The following is a 16,918-nucleotide window of genomic DNA, read 5'->3' as shown; positions in this document are numbered from 1 at the left end:
ACTTCTCGAGCTGGAATGCACCAAGCTCGTAGTCGGTGCGGCGGTATCGGTGTCGTTACCGGTCGGTGGGGGCCCGGGTGTTGCCGGGTCACCCATCACATTGCTGGGTCATGTCGCGGCGGTTCGTTGGGGAACTTCGGTGACGATCGTCCACCATCAGCCCTGGCGCGGTCGCCTGACCATCCGGTTCTTCGCCGACCGCGACGGTTCGCGAGTGGTGGTGGAATCCAGCCTGGACCAGGATGGCGTGACGTGGCTGGCCCACAAGCGCGGTTACGATCCGCCTGAACCATTGCGTCCCGACCGTCACCGGATCGGATTGCTCGTGAGCAAGTCCGGGTCCGCGGCGGTCTTCGCCCAAGCGACAGAATCACTGGCGCAGTTGGCCGTCGAGGAGATCAACGCCGGCGGCGGCATCGGTGGTGTACCGGTCGAACTCCTGATCGGAGACGACGCATCGGACTCCCTCGCGGGAGCCACGGCCGCCACCCGGTTGTTGCGCAGCGGTTGCCGAATCATCTTCGCCTGCGTCACCTCGGCGACTTTCAACGCCGCAGCCTCCGCGCTGCGGGGCACGAACGCGCTGCTCGTGCACACGGTGCTCAACGAGGGCGGCAGACCGAGTCCGACCACAGTGCGGCTGGGTGAACGGCCGTTGGCACAAGCGCGCGCCGCGGTTCCGGTGTTGATGACGGAAACGGGCAGCCGCAGATGGTTTTTCGTGGGCCATCGATACTCCTGGTCCTACGGCGCCCACTGGGCGGTACGGCGGGTGGTGGCCGAGAACAACGGGTCGGTCCTCGGCGACGTCTACGTGCCGTTGGGCACCCAGGACTTCAGCTCCACCGTCGCCGCGATCGAGGAGTCGGGTGCCGAGTTGATCCTCTCGACGCTCGTGGGTCACGACGAAGTCGTCTTCGAGCGGCAATGCGCTCAGCAAGGGCTGCGCAGTACGACCAGAACACTCGCTCTCGTGCTCGACGAGGCCACCCTGCAGCTGATCGGCGACAGCGCTGCGGACGGGGTATGGGCGGCATTTGCGTATTTCCAAGGCGCTCTTGACGGTTACCGGGATCTCGAGCGCCGCTACCGTGACGAACAGCGGGGGCCGGTACCGCCCATGAGTTCACTGTCCGAGACAACGTACGAAGCGATCAAGATCTACGGCCAGCTGATGTCGAGCGAACCAGGACTCGACAGAGAAGAGCTGCGGCACAGGATGATCGCCGGTACAGCAACTTCGAGCAACGAGACTGCCCGACCCATTCTGCTCGCCGAATCGCGTCAGGGCACTCTGCGCCCTCGATAGGCTGACGTCGATATGTCTGTACTCATTGACATATGTGCAATGGGCCACTACCGTGTGCATATGTGAGGGCAGCCACCAGGGTTCTCCGGGTCGTCCAGAGAGGCTCGACAGCCTGATCGGTGCGCGCCGCCAGCCGTTCGATGGTGACCACGCGAGCCAAAACATATGGCAGGCAGTGTAGTTCGCATCTCACCGGTGAGGTGCGGACCCATCCGGCCGGCGAGAAACACAACCTTAACATGTCAATATGTCGGCATATGTTGACGTATTGGAGGTGGTGTTCGTAGCCTCGAGTTGTTCAGACATCGGCGGAGGCGCCGGCGGGCGCCGGTCTCACGCGGTTCACTTCGAGAAGGGGATAGCATGGCGGTTCTTCGTCCTGACGGAAATGACATCAGTGCTGCTGCAGCGCATTTCGGACTGACGCTGACGAGAGCGGACTGCGATGAGTTCGCGGCACTCGTCGACGGCGCCCTGGGGTCCTACGACGTGGTCGACGACCTGTACGAAGCATCGGCGGCACCGGTGGCCCCGGCTCGGACCTACGACGTGGTGCCGCCGGGGGAGTCGAATCCGCTGGGCGCGTGGTACGTGAGAACCGCTCTCACCGAGGACGCACCAGGAGATACCCGACTCGCCGGCCGCCGGGTGGCGATCAAGGACAACGTCGCGGTGGCCGGGGTGCCGATGATGAACGGGTCTCGATCACTCGAGGGTTTCGTTCCGGCCCGGGACGCGACCGTTGTCACGAAGTTGCTCGATGCAGGTGCTGAGATCGCGGGCAAGGCCGTCTGTGAGGACCTGTGCTTCTCCGGTTCGAGTTTCACCCCGGCCTCCGGGCCGGTCCGCAATCCGTGGGATCGCGACCGTGAGGCCGGCGGGTCCTCGGGTGGCAGCGCGGCTTTGGTCGCCAACGGCGACGTGGATCTCGCCATCGGTGGAGACCAGGGCGGGTCGATACGGATTCCGGCATCGTTCTGCGGAATCGTAGGGCACAAGCCGACTTTCGGACTCGTCCCGTATACGGGCGCTTTCCCCATCGAGCGCACCATCGACCATGTGGGCCCGATCACCCGTACGGTCGCAGACGCGGCTCTGGTGCTGTCGGTGATCGCCGGTCGCGACGGGCTCGATCCACGCCAGCCCGACGCGATCACGCCCGCTGATTATCTGTCGGGTATCGCCGATGGTGTGCGCGGATTGCGGATCGGTGTGGTGGCGGAAGGCTTCGGCCACGATGCGTCACAGCTCGAGGTCGACGCCACGGTGCAGGATGCGGCCCTGAGGTTCGCCGATGCCGGAGCGGTTGTCGAGCAGATCAGCATTCCGTGGCATCGGGACGCTTTCCACGTGTGGAATGTGATCGCCACCGACGGCGGCGCTTATCAGATGCTCGATGGGAATGGGTACGGTCTGAACGCCGGCGGTTTGTACGACCCTGAACAGATGGCCTACTTCGCCGGTGGTCGCGTGGAGTTCGCGGACGAACTCTCCGAGACCGTCAAACTCGTTGCACTGTGCGGCCATCACGGCGTCAGCGCCCTGGGTGGGGCGAGCTACGGCAAGGCCCGCAACCTCGTTCCACTGGTTCGAGCAGCCTATGACAATGCCTTGCACGACTACGACGTCTTGGTGATGCCCACGGTTCCCTACGTTGCCACTGAACTCCCCTCGGCCGGGATCGATCGCGCCACGTACCTGACCAAGGCCCTGGGGATGATCGTCAACGCTGCACCCCTCGACGTCACCGGACATCCCGCGTTGTCGGTGCCTGCCGGTCTCGTCGACGGACTGCCCGTCGGAATGATGATCATCGGCAAACACTTCGACGACGCCACTGTCTTGCGCGTCGGGCACGCCTTCGAAGAACTGAGCGGTGGATTCGCCACACCACAACGTGATTCGGTGTCCGCGCGCTGATGAAGGGGACGCGAGGGGTCCGTCTGGTGAGGGAGCTGCCGCCCGACCCCACCGCTGCTCGAACTCTCTGGAGAACAAGAGCGTGAGCAGGATCGCGAATCGGGATTCTCGCGGACCGGGCTCCGCGAGAACGACTGTCAAGCGTCAGACGGTGCGCGACGTGCTCGCCGTTGCACAAGAAAACAAGGAGGCCATCTCATGAACGGTGTTTTTGATCTCGGTGGGACCGACGGTCTCGGTCCGGTCGTCGTCGTCGAGGACGAGCCGGTGTTCCGCGCCGAGTGGGAAAAGCCGATGTTCACCATGTTCCCGGCGTGCTTCCGTGCCGGGTACTTCGGAGTCGATTCGTTTCGGCACGGCATGGAGAAGATGGACCCTGCGGTCTATCTGAAGGCTCCGTACTACGAGCACTGGCTGTACTCGATCGAGAATCACGCCATTGCCGCCGGTGCGATCGATCCGGCCGAACTCGATCGCCGCACCGAGTACTACCTCGCGAACCCGGATGCCCCGTTGCCTGAGCACGAGGAGTCCGAGGAACTCATCGATTTCGTCAACGCTGTCGTCCCGGCCGGCGCGACAGCCATCCGCGAGACCGACAAAGTCGCCAGGTTCAGTCCGGGTGATGCGGTGACGGTGACCGACGTGAGCCCGTTTGGTCACACCCGGCGTGCACGGTACGTCCGGGGCAAGACAGGAACCGTTGTGGCGCATCATGGTTCGTTCATCTACCCGGACACCGCCGGAAACGGACTGGGCGAAGACCCCGAACACGTCTACACGGTGAAGTTCGCCGCCGCGGAACTGTGGGGTACCGGCTACGCCGACCCGAACAGCTCCGTCTACTTCGACGTGTGGGACCCCTACATCGAATTCGCAACAGAAGGAGCAGACAAGTGAGCAACGGAGTACCCAGCCAGGAAGAAATCGCCGCGCGCGTCAAGGCCCTGGAGTCGATGCTCATCGAGAACGGAGTGATGTCCACCTCGATGGTCGACCGCATCGTCGACATCTACGAGAACGAGGTCGGCCCACAGCTCGGCGCCAAGGTCGTCGCCAAGGCCTGGACAGACCCCGACTACCGCGCGCGGCTCCTCGCCGATGCCACCGAGGCCTGCAAGGAATTGGGCATCAGTGGCCTGCAGGGCGAGGACATGCGGGTCCTCGAGGACACCGAGACCGTCCACCACGCGATCGTGTGCACCCTGTGTTCCTGCTACCCGTGGCCGGTGCTCGGGCTGCCGCCGAACTGGTACAAGGAACCTCAGTACCGTGCGCGCATCGTGCGTGAACCACGCAAGGTCCTCGCCGAGGATTTCGGGTACGACATCCCCGAGACCACCGAGATCCGGATCTGGGACTCCAGTTCAGAAATGCGGTATTGGGTCCTGCCCCAGCGACCCGCCGGCACTGACGGCTGGACCGAGGAACAGCTCGCCGACCTGGTGACCCGGGACTCCATGATCGGTGTCGGACCGGTCAAGGAAGCGATGGCGTCATGAGGACCATCGCACCGATCTCGGCCGAGCAGCGTCAGACAGTCGAAGACCTGGTCTGTGATCTGCCCGGTGGTCGACCCGAGGACCTCGCATTCAACAGCCCGTGGGAGATCAGGGCGTTCGCGCTCGCCGTGGCGGCCCACCAGAGCGGCCACTATGAGTGGACACAGTTCCAGGGCGCGCTCATCGCCTCGATCCAGGAGTGGGAGACCTCGGTCGCGGACCTGTCAGACGAATCCTGGTCCTACTACCAGCACTGGGTCACAGCGCTCGAACACGTCCTCTCCGAAGTCGGCGCCGTGCACCCCGGCGATGTCGCCGGCCGCACCGCTCGTGTCCTGGCCGCACCACCGAACCGCAACCACCACAAAGCCGTTCTCGAACCAGTCGCCATCGACCGCGCCACGACGTCCTGAGGCATCAGGGCACCCGCCGGTCATCCCGCCCCAAGGAGGCAACGTCATGTCCAACACCGCAGCCCACACCCGCACCGCCGTCCGCGGCTGGGCGGTACCGCATCTGGAGACCGCGTCCGTCGCACTCACCCTGAGTCTGACGACCGCGCTGGCACTGCTTGCGTACTACTTCATCGGCTACGACCAGGGAGCGGTGTCGATCTTCGGATCCGACACCCACGTGCACGAGTTCGTGCACGATGCCCGCCACTTCCTCGGCTTCCCGTGCCACTGACGCACCGACGGACACCAGACCAATGGAGAAGAAGTTCATCGGCGCGGGTCTCTGCGCCGGCCTGATCTCAGGCATCATCACCTATGTCTTCGCCCGCCTCTTTCTTCAGCCACAGGTGAGCGCGGCGATCACCTATGAGGAGGGTCGCGCAAGCGCACAGGAGGCACTCGACAGCGCCGGTGCACACGCGCACGACCACGGCGAGGTCTTCAGCCGGGCCATGCAGGCGAATCTGGGCGCCGCCGTCGGCAGCATCGCGTTCGCGCTCTGCATGGGCGCCCTGTTCGCCGTCGCATTCACCCTCCTGTGGAGCCACGTCGGCAGTCGCCACCCCGACACCGACCCGCGGTGGGTTGCCGCCGCGCTGGGCGCAGCCGGGTTCATCTCGGTGTTCGCCATCCCGTATCTCGTCTATCCCGCCAACCCGCCCGCGGTCGGCAGCGACGAGACCATCGGAGCACGGACCAGCGCATTCCTCACCATCACACTCGTGTCCGTTCTGGCCGCGGTCGCCTCGACGATGCTGGTGACCGGTTGGCTACGAGCGCGATTCGGAGGGCTCGTCTCAGCACTGGCCGGTGTGGCCGTGTACCTGGCGGCCATCGCGGTCACAGCCACCATCCTGCCGAGCTTCGACGAAGTGCCCGGTCCACTCATGGACGGCACCGCGATCGCCTACCCGGGTTTCCCCGCCGATGTACTCGGCGCCTTCCGGATGTACACCATCGCCGATCATGCCGTTCTGTGGGCCTCACTCACGACGGTGTTCGCCCTGTTCCTCACGGCGCTGCGGCAGACACGACGGCCCGAAGCAGCAACGTTTCAGCCCAAATGATTCATCGACACACCAAGGAGAGAACATGACCGAGCCCGCAAGCCTCTACGACCGGCTGGGTGGACTGGAGACAGTGAAGTTCCTGGCGAAAACACTTGTGGTACGGGCAATGTTGAACCCGACCATCGGGCATATCTGGAACCACAAGACCGAAGCCGAAGTCCAGGAGGAGATCAGCGGATTCGTCGAATTCCTGGGCATGCACTGGGGTGGCCCGCACACCTACCACGGACCCGACATGGCCACGTCCCACAGGGGCATGGGAATCACCGAAGAGTACTGGGACGCACTGTTCGACGACATCGTCACACCGGCGTTCGTGGAGTTCGACATCCCGGCGAGGGAAGCAGAGGACATCGAAGCCTTTCTGAGGTCGTACAAGTCGGTCATCGTGGGCAGCCCGACCTTCAAGGATGTCATCAAGGAACACCCTGACATGGACGTGATGGCAGGGATGAAGAGTGTCGGCGTGACCTGGCCGGCATCAACGGACGCATAGGTGCCCGACTGTCTCTAGGGCCGGTGCCCGAGACTATCTGCGAAGTGACGGAAGGAGTTTCGATGTCCGAACAGCGCTGGCATTCGGAGGTCTCGCGCCACTGCATCGGTGCCGGCCTCTGTGTCTCTGTCGCGCCCGACCACTTCGAGTTCACGGAGGGGCGCGCACAGAGCACAACCGCGGTCATGGAGAGCGCGGACGATGTCGCCAGCGTTCGCCGGGCCGCCGCCATCTGTCCCGCGCAAGCCATCGCAGTGACGACGATCCAGACCGATCCGTCCTGATTCCGCGACGCCGCACCACATTTGCCGCGAGCGCGAGCCCGCCTCCGGTGGCAATCCCGGCCCGTGGCGGCAGACCTCGGCCGGCGACTCAGTACAGAATCTCTGAAAGGAGCAGCCCTCCATGGAATCCGCGATCGACACCCACCTTGCCTGTCCGCGCAGTATCTCCCGCCGGGTGCCAGCCGACTATCAGCCACCGTTCCCCATGTGGGTCGGACGCGCCGACCACCAGATCGAGCAGGTCACCATGGGCTACCTCGGGGTCCAATCCCGCGGTGAAGACCAGCGATCCGCCGCGTTGGGGGCGGTCAGACACCTGGTGGACAGTCTTTCCACCGCCGACGGGACGCAGCACCACGACATCACCCACCATGTCGACAACCAGGGTTACGACAACTACATCGTCGTCGGCTACTGGAATGACCCCGCCACCTTCCGCCGATGGTTGCGTTCACCCGAGGTCGACCAGTGGTGGACATCAGAGGACCGAATCACCGATGGCATCGGCTATTTCCGAGAGATCATCTCCCCGCGAGTCGACCAGTTCGAGACTCTCTACGCATTCCAGGAGCAGCTTCCCGGAGTCGGTGCACTCATGAGCGACATCAGTGGCGAGATCAACGAGCACGGATACTGGGGATCGATGCGCGAACGTGTCCCGCTCTCCCAGACGGACTGGATGCAGCCCGCGGAGACCGACACCCTCCACATCGTTTCCGGCGACCCACGTTCCGGCGGCCGAGTGGTCGTGGCCGGTCACGACAACATCGCGCTGATCAGGTCCGGTCAGGACTGGCGCGAAGCCGGAGTGGAAGAGCGAGCACTCTATCTCGACGAAATACAACCGACACTACAAGCCGGCATGGATTTCCTCCGCGACAACGGCGCCGACGTCGGTTGCTACAGCAACCGGATGGTGCGCAACATCGACGTCGACGGCAATCCTGTCGACGAGTCCTACAACATCGGACACTGGCGATCACTCGAGAGGCTGGAACGCTGGGCAGAATCCCATCCCACCCATCTGCGCATCTTCACCACATTCTTCAAGGTCGCCGGCGATCTCGACAAACTCCGTCTGTATCACGAGGTCTCGGTATCCTCCGGTGCCGATCAGACCTTCGAGTACATCAACTGCCATCCCGCGACCGGAATGATGCGAGATGCCACACCGGGTTCCGTCGCCTGACCTGACACTCGTGCACCGCTGATGTGAGGCGGACGATTCGGACAAGACGGATTCGGACAAGACAAGAGGACGGCGTATGGTGACCCTGGCCGCTCGTGCGGCGCCGATCGGTCGAGAGAATCCGGTGTGAATCCGGAACTGACGCGCAACGGTGAGTGCCCGGCCCCACCTGGGGCCGGATGCGAGTCCGATCGCTCCTCCGATCCGGCACAGGTGAACCGAGGTCCCGCGAACGGACCTACGACCAGAAAGTGTTCCCACTCATGCCCATGTCAGCTCTGCGCTGCGCACTCACCCTGGCTGTGTCGGCCGTGAGCCTCGCCGCGTGCGGCAGTTCGACCACCGGACCTGACGCCTCGGCGGGCGGCAAGGAAACCTCCATCTCACTCGAGAACTGCGGTCGAACGATCCACGTCGAGACTCCGCCACAGCGAGTGGTCTCGCTCAACCAGGCCTCCACGGAGATCCTGCTGTCGTTGGGACTTGCTGACCGCATGGTCGGGACCGCGACGTGGACCGATCCGGTGCGCGCGAACCTTGCCGAAGCCAACGCCTCGGTCCCGAGGCTCGCCGACAACAAACCCACCATGGAGACGGTGCTCGAGGCCAATCCGGATTTCGTGACCGCGTCGTTCGGCTCGTCTGTGGGCGACGGGGGATCGGCGGGCCGGGATCAATACGAGAAACTTGGTGTGCCCACCTACCTTTCGCCGACCGACAACGGTTGCAGCGGTGAGGTGTCGTCGGCATCCAACGCTGACGGTGCGCGCACGACCCCGTACACGATGGACAGCGTCTATCAGGAGATCCGGGATCTCGCAGCGATCTTCGGGGTCGACGAACGTGGCGACGAGTTCATCGGCGAGCTGCAGGACCGCGTGCGTGCGGCATCTCATCCGGCCGACGAGGCAGGCGTATCGCTTGCGTTCTGGTTCGCCGACACCCACACCCCGTACATGGCGGGTTGTTGTGGTTCCTCGGGCGCGATCAGCCGAGCCGTCGGCGCGACGAACGTCTTCGCCGACACCACCGACGAATGGCCGCAGGTGCCATGGGAGACGGTCGCCGATCGCAATCCCACCGCACTGGTACTGGCCGACCTGAGCAGGCGCAGCATCGACGGTGACGCACTCGACAGCAAGATCGCGTTCCTCGAATCCAATCCGGTCACCTCCCAGATGAGGGCCGTGCGTGACAAGCGCTACGTCATCGTCAACGGCGCGGACCTGAACCCGACGATCCGCACCGTCGACGGGATGGAGAAGGTCGCCACTGCCCTCCAGGACTGGAACCTCGTGACTCCTCGGTCATGAGCACCGGTGCAGTCGAATCGGGGGTTCGGGTGTCCGGCGGCCCCGCTGTGCCCGCGCCGCGTCATGAGTCCGCGACCGTTTTCGCGGCGGTTGTCGTCGTCGGCGTCGCGCTACTGGTCGTCTCGGTCGCGGTAACGGTCACGTTCGGGCCGGCGGACCTGTCGGTACGCGACGTGTACGCCGTCATCGGTGAGCACTGGGGCATCGGCTCATCAGATCTGACCGCACTGCAGGACGGCATCGTCTGGCAGCTCCGGCTCCCGCGCACCCTACTCGCCGCGGTGTGCGGTGCGGGTCTCGCATTATGTGGCGCGATCATGCAATCGCTGCTCCGCAACCCGCTGGCCGACCCCTTCGTCCTCGGCATCTCCTCGGGTGCCTCGACCGGCGCAGTCCTGGTGGCGATCCTCGGGATCGGGGGCGGCGCCGTCTCGCTGTCGATGGGCGCATTCGGCGGCGCGGTGCTGGCGTTCGCCACAGTCATCGCCCTCGCCGCCGGCGCGGGAGGAGGAACCGCGCGGGTCATCCTCGCGGGAGTCGCGGGCACGCAACTGTTCTCCGCGGTGACCTCGTTCATCGTCATGTCCTCGGCGAACGCCGAACAGACCCGTGGCGTGCTGTTCTGGCTACTCGGTTCACTCAGTGGCGCCGACTGGACCGACGTCATGGTCTGCGGTGCGATCACGAGCTTCGGAATCATCGTGTGCCTGCTGATGTCCTCGTCGCTCGACGCGTTCACCTTCGGCAACTCCGCCGCGTCGTCGTTGGGCGTGTCCGTCCATCGGGTCCGAATCTTGTTGCTCACGGTGACCGCTCTGATCACGGCGTCACTGGTCAGCGCCGCCGGCGCGATCGGATTCGTCGGCCTGGTCCTGCCACATGCGGCCAGGCTCCTCGTCGGCCCGCGGCATGGGCGGTTACTTCCGGCCACCATCCTCGTCGGTGCGGTGTTCATGGTCTGGGTCGACGCAGTCGCGCGAACTCTCTTCGCGCCGCAGGAGATTCCGGTCGGTGTCGTCACGGCGCTGGTCGGCGTCCCGGCCTTTGCTCTCATCCTGTTCCGGATGCGTGGCAGCCAGTGACCCCACCCACGCGGAGATCGGTGCGCTGATGCCGCTACACGCCAAGCACATCGGATGGAGCCGCGGCGGCCACCTCGTACTCGACGGGGTCACCGTCGAACCCATCCCGGGTGAGACCATCGGACTCCTGGGGCCGAACGGGTCCGGAAAGTCGTCGCTCCTCGGTCTCCTGGCCGGGGTTCACCATCCAGACACCGGGCGAGTTCTGCTCGACGACAACGACATCCGAACGCTGCGCCGGCGTGACGTCGCGCGACGAGTGGCCATCGTCGAGCAACAGGCCGACACAGAAGTCGACATCACGGTCGGCGGCATCGTCCGACTCGGGCGCATCCCACACCGAGGCATGTTCGGAGGTGACGAGGTCGCCGACCGCTCGGCGATCGACGAGGCACTCGCCCACACCGGCATGCTCGGGTATCGGAATCGCCGTTGGCACACGCTTTCCGGCGGCGAGCGCCAACGCGTCCAGATCGCGCGGGCGCTTGCACAGCAACCCGACGAACTGCTTCTCGACGAACCGACGAACCACCTCGACATCTCTCACCAGCTCGACCTCCTGGCCCTGGTCTCCGATCTCCCGATGACCAGTTACATCGCGCTGCACGATCTCAACCTCGCGGCGATGTTCTGCGACCGCGTCGTCGTTCTCGCCCACGGGTCGATCGTCGCACTCGGCACCCCGGCCGAAGTGATCACCGAGCAACTCGTCGAGCACGTGTACTCTGTTCGCGCCCACATCACCGTCGACGATGGAATCCCGCAGGTGACTTGGAGCAGGTACAGACGAGACCGTCTGCTGCACAACGAGTCACCGCACCAGCACGTCGCCGGCACGCGACCCTGACCCGCGCGGCCGATCAGCCGTCCGGGAGGTCGTCGAGTACGTCGGGGAGGTCGTCGCGATGGACGACGACGAGTCGCTGGGTCGCCCGGGTGAGGGCGACGTACAGGTCGCTGAGTCCGCGCGGCGACTGGTCGATGATCGCAGCGGGCTCGACGACGATCGTCGTGTCGAACTCCAGGCCCTTGCAGCTTCGTACCGTGTACACCCGGGGCGGCTCGCGGTCGGTGAGGGCGAAGCCGTCCGGAGACAGCGCCGCATCGATCACGTCGTGCAGGTGATCGGGGACCACGACGGCGGTGAGGCCCTCGGGTTCGGCGAGCGCGACGGCTCGGAGGACGGTGGCGACGATGTCCTGCGGCGACCCACCGTTCGCGCGCAGTGCCACCGGTTCGATCCCGTTGCTGCGCAGAGAGGTCGGCGCCTTCTCGCCGTTGCCGATCTCGTCGAGCACGCGGGCCGCGTACTCCATGATCTCGCTGGGCGTCCGGTAGTTGACCGATAGTTCCTTGAACTGCCAGCGGCTCGCGACGTACGGCTCGAGGACCTCGCCCCACGAGCGGGTGCCCGCCTCGTCGGACGTCTGGGCGGTGTCGCCGATGATCGTCATCCACCGGTTCGGGATGCGCCGCATCACCATGCGCCAGGCCATCGCCGAGAGCTCCTGGGCCTCGTCGACGATGACGTGGCCGAACGTCCAGGTCCGGTCGCCGTAGGCGCGCTCGGCTGTGGTGGCGCGCCGGGTCTCGGTCTGGCGGGAGGCGAGTTGCTCGGCATCGATCAGGTCGTAGGCCATCAGGATCTCGGGGTCGAGTTCGTCCTCGAGGTCCTGAGGCGCCGAGCCGGTCAGGATGTCCAGGGCGTCTTGTGCGTCGGCGAGCTGGCGGCGCCAGCGTGCGCGTTCGGCCCGCTCGGCGTCCTCGGTGCCATAACCGATCAGCTCGGCGAGCTCGTCCAGCAGCGGGACGTCGGCCGGTGAGAAATCCTCGCCCGTCGTCGTGGCCGGCCGCGACGACCGCTGGAGCGCAGCACGATCGGCGTCCGTCCATCCCGGGGTGGCCTTGCGTATCGCGCGCTCGTCGGCGAGGAGGTCGCGCAACAGTGCCTGCGGCGTGAGGGTCGGCCAGTATCGCAACAGCGCGGCACGGATGTCGGGATCGCGGCTCATGTCGTCGCGGATGTCGGCGATGTCGGCGGGACTGAGCAATTGCGAGCCGTCGAGCAGGCTCGATCCGATCGTCGCCGCGTGCCGCGCGGCGAGCTCGGCGAGTCCCGCCTTGAGGAAGGCGTTCTGCGAGAGGTTGTGGGCGCGACGCGTGGCGCGGGCCTTGGCACGCGCTGTCTTGATCAGCTCGGAGTCGATCTCGACCCGGTAGCTGTCGAAATCCACCGCCTCGGGCCGGGACGGCAGCGACTGCTGTGCGCGGACCGCTCGCTTGAGTACGTCGACCATCCGCAGTCCACCTTTGACAGCCGCGGTCGGCCGCGGGTCCTCGGTGCCCGCCCGCACGCCGGGGAACAGATCCCCGATGGTCGACAGGAGTACGCCGGACTCGCCCAGTGAGGGGAGCACCTGGCCGATGTAGTTCAGGAAGTCGTCGTTGGGTCCGATGATGAGAATTCCGCTGCGCGAAAGGTTCTCGCGATGGGTGTAGAGCAGGTAGGCGGCCCGGTGGAGTGCGACCGCGGTCTTGCCGGTGCCGGGGCCGCCCTGGATGACGGTGACTCCCCGGTGGGTTGAGCGGATGATCAGGTCCTGCTCGCGCTGGATGGTCTCGACGATGTCGGTCATCTCACCGGTGCGCGCCGCATTGAGTGCTGCCACCAGTGCCGACTCGTTGACGACGTCGCCGTGCCCGAAGTCGTCGAGTAGGGCATCGCCGGCGGTCAGGGACTCGTCGCTGACGCCGCGGACCTTGCGGCTGCGGGTGCGGATGTGCCGACGGCGCGCGACGTCCTCGGGCGCCGCCGGGGTCGCCAGATAGAACGGACGGGCCAGGGGAGCGCGCCAGTCGAGCAGGAGGGTGGCGTCGGTTGCGGTGGCGTCGAGCTCGCCGTCGTCGGCGAAACCGTCGTCGAGGACACCGATGCGTCCGATGCGCCGGACCTCGCCGTCTTCGAGATCGAGTCGTCCGAAGTACAGATTGTGTTCGGCGGCATCGAATTTGGCGAGATCCTCGTTGTACATCCGCTCGTACGACTCGCGCTCGGACAAGGCCTGCGGGGTGCCGCCTCGCTCGGACAACGTCGACGACAACCGGCGCTGCGTGGTCCGCCGCATCCGGTCGAGGCGGCCGTATACGCGGTCGAGGTGCCGTTGTTCCTCGTCCACCCGGGGATCGGTGTCCGGAGAGAGCGCGGTCATCGGCCGTGTCCGATCGGCAGCGGATCGTGGGACCCGCACGGCCGGGACAATCCGGCGGCCCGGATCCGGGCCGTCGTCGCCTGAGGATCGGCCGCCAGTCGCGTGCACACCTGCGATGCCGGGGCAGCGATGGACACATCGTCGAGCTTTCGGGACAACCATGCGAGAACGTCGGCCTGCGGACCGAAGGGGAGTGGTTCACCGGTCACCGGGTCGGCGAGCACGCCGTGCCGGGACACGTAGAGGTCGAAATCCGTGGGCAGGGGCGGCCGATCGTCCGAGAGGAGAGTGGCGAGCCGGCCATGTGTCAAGGGGTGGTCGCGCGTATTCACTGTCTGTCGATGGTAGTTGGGTTCGGTGGCGTCCAGTGCCGCGACGTGTGCGGGACCGAGCCAGGCCGCGATGGTCCCGATTGTCTGTTGACCTGCGAAGACCGGGGCAGCAGGTAGATAGCCGCGGGCCGCGACATGCGCGGAATGGCCGACTGTGATGTTCGTGACGTGGACTGCCCGCAGGCAGATCGTGTCCGCCGACGGCACGTGCGCCAGCTTGCGGCGCAGGACGTCCGGGGCTGCGTTGGATCCGACTGCGACGACCAGCCGGGCGCCGACGGGCGGAACGGTTCCGAACGCCGGATGGCCGAGCACGTCGTGTAGCACTGCCTCTCTCAGCGCCACGGACGCGGGCACCCAGGGATAATCCTCCGGCGGGTGCACCGCGTCCGTGGTCGTGAGATCGGTTGTGTTCAGGGTCGTGCTCGTATCTTGTGCTCGTGCGCGAAAGGATCCCGAGGGATCAGCGACGTGCTTTGCGCAGACGCTTGCGGCCCTGATCGGCCGAGTCCTCGGCGGCTGCGGCGAGCTGACGCGCGGTCTCGGCGAGCTCGGCCGATCGTGCGCGGGCCACGTCGGCCAGCTCGGCGGAGCGGTCGCGGGCCACGTCGGCGAACTCGGGTGCGCGCTTGCGCGCGGTGTCGGCGAGATCCGACGCGCGGTCGCGGGCGGAATCGGCGATCTTCGGAGCTTTCTTCTTGGCCTGCTTCTGCGCCTTCTTGGCCTGCTTCTGGGCCTTCTCGGCTCGCTTCTGCGCTTCCTTGACGAGCTTCGGGCCTCGCTTGCGGGCGGTCTCGGCGAGATCCGACGAGCGCGCGAGAGCGGTGTCGGCGAGTTCCGACGAACGAACGAGCGCCGCATCGGCCAGAACCGGGGCGCGGTCACGGATGCGGTCGGCGACGTCGGATGCGGTGTCCGCAGCCTTCTCGGCGAACTCGAGCGAACGCTTCTGCGCGGCCTCGGCGATCTCGGGAGCGTGCTCGCGGAACTTCGCCGCGGCGTCGGCAGACCGCTCCGAGACGATCTCGGCGCCGTCGTGCGTGCGTTCGACGAGGTGTTCCCAGGTCGACGACCCGGCGGCGGCACCGATCGGCAGGGCCGCGGCGACGGCGGAAGCCTTCTGACGTCCGCGCCACGCGAGTGAGGGCTTGCCCTCGGTGTCGACGGCAGCAAGGAGAACGCCGCCGAGGAGACCGACGTTCTTGATGAAGGCGTTGCGCTGCGCTTCCTTCCTGACCGGGTCCGCCTCGTTCCAGAAATCGGTGCCGGCCGCGGTGGTCGGGATCAGTGTCCCGGCCAGGACGACCGACGCGACTCGCGGGAACTTACCGGTCGCGAGGAGGATGCCGCCGCCGATCTGGGCGGCCGCGTTGATCTGGACCAGCGTCTCGGTGTTCTCCGGGATCCGGCCGGCCACCTCCGGCGGGAGCGACGACCGGGCCTTGTCCACAACCGGTTCGGCGGATTGCGCGATCGGTTTGGGGCTCCGGATGGCGTCCACGCCGCTGGCGACGAACGCCGAGGCGAGGAGCGGACGGGCTATACGGCGGAGAATCATCGGTCACAACCTTCTTCAGTCGGGTTTGGCTATCGAGATCCGTCGGGTGAAGCACGTTTCTGGCCCGTTCAACGCTACCCTCTCGCGACGAATCTGCAGGTCACTCGGCGTGCCGTGATGAGTTTGCCGCTCGGGGGCCTCCCGGGTCACGTCTCGCCGAACGATCCGATGAACAGGTAACCGTCCACGACGAAGACCAAACACCCGGTGTTCACGAGCGTTGCTCGCGCCACAGTGGTCACCAGCGACGCTGCGCGCCGCAGTGGTCACCAGCGGCGCTCGCGCCACTCCGGCAACGACCCGCGCTCGGCACCCAGAGTCGTGTCCTTGCCATGTCCGGGATAGACCACCGTCGAGTCGTCGAACCGGTCGAACAGCTTCGTCGAGACATCCTCGAGGAGGGTGTCGAAATCCTCCGGCTTCCAGGTCTTCCCGATGCCGCCCGGGAAGAGGCAGTCGCCGGTGAACAGGTGCACGGTTCGCTCGCCGTCGTCACTCACGTCGGTGAGGGCGAGGGCGATCGACCCCGGAGTGTGTCCGACGAGGTGGATGGCCTCGAAGGAGAGGTTGCCGACCTCGATCACGTCACCATCGTCGACGAGGCGGTCGGGTGCGACCGGGAGTTCGCCGGCGTCGAGTCGTCCGGCAGCGGTGGGAACCCCGGTCGACTCGGCCACAGCGGCGAGGGCCTGCCAATGGTCGAAGTGTTGATGGGTCGTGAAGATCAGTTTCGGGGTCCCCTCGACAGCCGAGAGCACCTCGGTGATCGTGTCCGCGTCGTTGGCTGCGTCGATGATCAGCTGATCACCTGTCGCGCGGGAGGTCACCACGTAGACGTTGTTGTCCATCGGACCGACGGACAACTTCACGATCGTGGCCGACGACAGCGTGCGGCGCTGCGGGGTCTTCGACTCGGAGAGATCGCCGGTGTAGGTGTCACTGATCGGTGTCGCGTCGGAGGTCATGCCGACAGGCTATGACAGCGGGCGGCCGGAATGTGACGGTCGTGACCCTGAGGGTTTGCGTGGCGCGCGTATCCTGGACTATCGGTTCGACGATGACACGGGCGGCGAGACCGATCGCCCGGTCGTCGGACTCCGAATCTTTCCCGGGGCGAGCTCGTGATGACGATCCTGTCGGTGGCCGTCGGTACTGTGCCCCTGCGCCGGCCGTGCGCCCTGTGACTCGAGAATGTTAGG

Annotated in this window: 16 protein-coding genes and 1 pseudogene; 13 read left to right on the top strand and 4 right to left on the bottom strand. The window is 65.9% G+C overall.

Going from position 1 to position 16,918, the window contains the following annotated elements; genetic code table 11:
- Positions 1-139: 139 nt before the first annotated feature.
- The 13 genes and pseudogenes from AC3B6C_RS21360 to AC3B6C_RS21300 all read left to right on the top strand — a co-directional run.
- The gene (locus tag AC3B6C_RS21360; RefSeq protein ID WP_488374045.1) at positions 140-1,309 is read left to right on the top strand and encodes an ABC transporter substrate-binding protein; all 1,170 of its coding nucleotides are present in this window, start codon (positions 140-142) and stop codon (positions 1,307-1,309) included.
- 363 nt (positions 1,310-1,672) lie between these two features.
- Complete coding sequence (locus tag AC3B6C_RS21355; RefSeq protein ID WP_055476542.1) at positions 1,673-3,229, top strand: amidase; 1,557 nt, start codon at positions 1,673-1,675, stop codon at positions 3,227-3,229.
- Between the two features lie 198 nt (positions 3,230-3,427).
- On the top strand, positions 3,428-4,129 hold the full coding sequence (gene nthB / locus AC3B6C_RS21350; protein ID WP_488374044.1) for a nitrile hydratase subunit beta: 702 nt from the start codon (positions 3,428-3,430) through the stop codon (positions 4,127-4,129).
- Positions 4,126-4,731, top strand: a complete 606-nt coding sequence (nthA, locus tag AC3B6C_RS21345; RefSeq protein ID WP_488374043.1) for a nitrile hydratase subunit alpha — start codon at positions 4,126-4,128, stop codon at positions 4,729-4,731. The genes nthB and nthA overlap by 4 nt, the downstream gene beginning before the upstream one ends.
- Positions 4,728-5,144: a nitrile hydratase accessory protein gene (locus AC3B6C_RS21340; protein WP_488374042.1), complete on the top strand. Its 417-nt coding sequence runs from the start codon at positions 4,728-4,730 to the stop codon at positions 5,142-5,144. Before nthA ends, AC3B6C_RS21340 begins: the two co-directional genes overlap by 4 nt.
- 46 nt (positions 5,145-5,190) lie before the next feature.
- Positions 5,191-5,418 (top strand): CbtB domain-containing protein, encoded by a 228-nt coding sequence (locus AC3B6C_RS21335; RefSeq protein WP_055476538.1) that lies wholly within the window; start codon positions 5,191-5,193, stop codon positions 5,416-5,418.
- A gap of 22 nt (positions 5,419-5,440) precedes the next feature.
- Positions 5,441-6,253, top strand: coding sequence for a CbtA family protein (locus AC3B6C_RS21330; protein WP_488374041.1), 813 nt, complete (start codon positions 5,441-5,443; stop codon positions 6,251-6,253).
- Positions 6,254-6,278: 25 nt separating this feature from the next.
- Positions 6,279-6,752: a group I truncated hemoglobin gene (locus AC3B6C_RS21325; RefSeq protein ID WP_488374040.1), complete on the top strand. Its 474-nt coding sequence runs from the start codon at positions 6,279-6,281 to the stop codon at positions 6,750-6,752.
- A gap of 62 nt (positions 6,753-6,814) precedes the next feature.
- Positions 6,815-7,036, top strand: coding sequence for a ferredoxin (locus tag AC3B6C_RS21320; protein ID WP_488374039.1), 222 nt, complete (start codon positions 6,815-6,817; stop codon positions 7,034-7,036).
- Positions 7,037-7,157: 121 nt separating this feature from the next.
- Positions 7,158-8,225, top strand: a complete 1,068-nt coding sequence (gene oxdA / locus AC3B6C_RS21315) for an aliphatic aldoxime dehydratase (RefSeq protein ID WP_488374038.1) — start codon at positions 7,158-7,160, stop codon at positions 8,223-8,225.
- 263 nt (positions 8,226-8,488) lie between these two features.
- Positions 8,489-9,538, top strand: a complete 1,050-nt coding sequence (locus tag AC3B6C_RS21310) for an ABC transporter substrate-binding protein (protein WP_488374037.1) — start codon at positions 8,489-8,491, stop codon at positions 9,536-9,538.
- Entirely contained in the window at positions 9,535-10,620 is a 1,086-nt protein-coding gene (locus AC3B6C_RS21305) for a FecCD family ABC transporter permease (RefSeq protein WP_488374035.1), read from the top strand. The genes AC3B6C_RS21310 and AC3B6C_RS21305 overlap by 4 nt, the downstream gene beginning before the upstream one ends.
- Before the next feature lie 28 nt (positions 10,621-10,648).
- A pseudogene (locus AC3B6C_RS21300) lies at positions 10,649-11,158 on the top strand (ABC transporter ATP-binding protein); the annotation flags it as partial.
- Positions 11,159-11,480: 322 nt separating this feature from the next.
- On the opposite strand, the gene AC3B6C_RS21295 reads toward AC3B6C_RS21300, so the two are convergent.
- From AC3B6C_RS21295 to AC3B6C_RS21280, 4 genes are all read right to left on the bottom strand, one after another.
- On the bottom strand, positions 11,481-13,829 hold the full coding sequence (locus AC3B6C_RS21295; RefSeq protein WP_488374034.1) for a HelD family protein: 2,349 nt from the start codon (positions 13,827-13,829) through the stop codon (positions 11,481-11,483).
- Positions 13,826-14,518, bottom strand: a complete 693-nt coding sequence (locus AC3B6C_RS21290) for a hypothetical protein (protein WP_488374033.1) — start codon at positions 14,516-14,518, stop codon at positions 13,826-13,828. The genes AC3B6C_RS21295 and AC3B6C_RS21290 overlap by 4 nt, the downstream gene beginning before the upstream one ends.
- Before the next feature lie 106 nt (positions 14,519-14,624).
- Positions 14,625-15,719, bottom strand: a complete 1,095-nt coding sequence (locus tag AC3B6C_RS21285) for a DoxX family protein (protein ID WP_010844351.1) — start codon at positions 15,717-15,719, stop codon at positions 14,625-14,627.
- A gap of 266 nt (positions 15,720-15,985) precedes the next feature.
- The gene (locus tag AC3B6C_RS21280) at positions 15,986-16,684 is read right to left on the bottom strand and encodes an MBL fold metallo-hydrolase (RefSeq protein ID WP_488374032.1); all 699 of its coding nucleotides are present in this window, start codon (positions 16,682-16,684) and stop codon (positions 15,986-15,988) included.
- Between the last annotated feature and the right edge of the window lie 234 nt (positions 16,685-16,918).

The sequence above is a fragment of the Gordonia sp. 11cp genome (assembly GCF_057767225.1).
The sequence above is the reverse complement of the archived record's forward strand: the minus strand, read 5'-3'. Positions and strand labels throughout refer to the sequence as shown.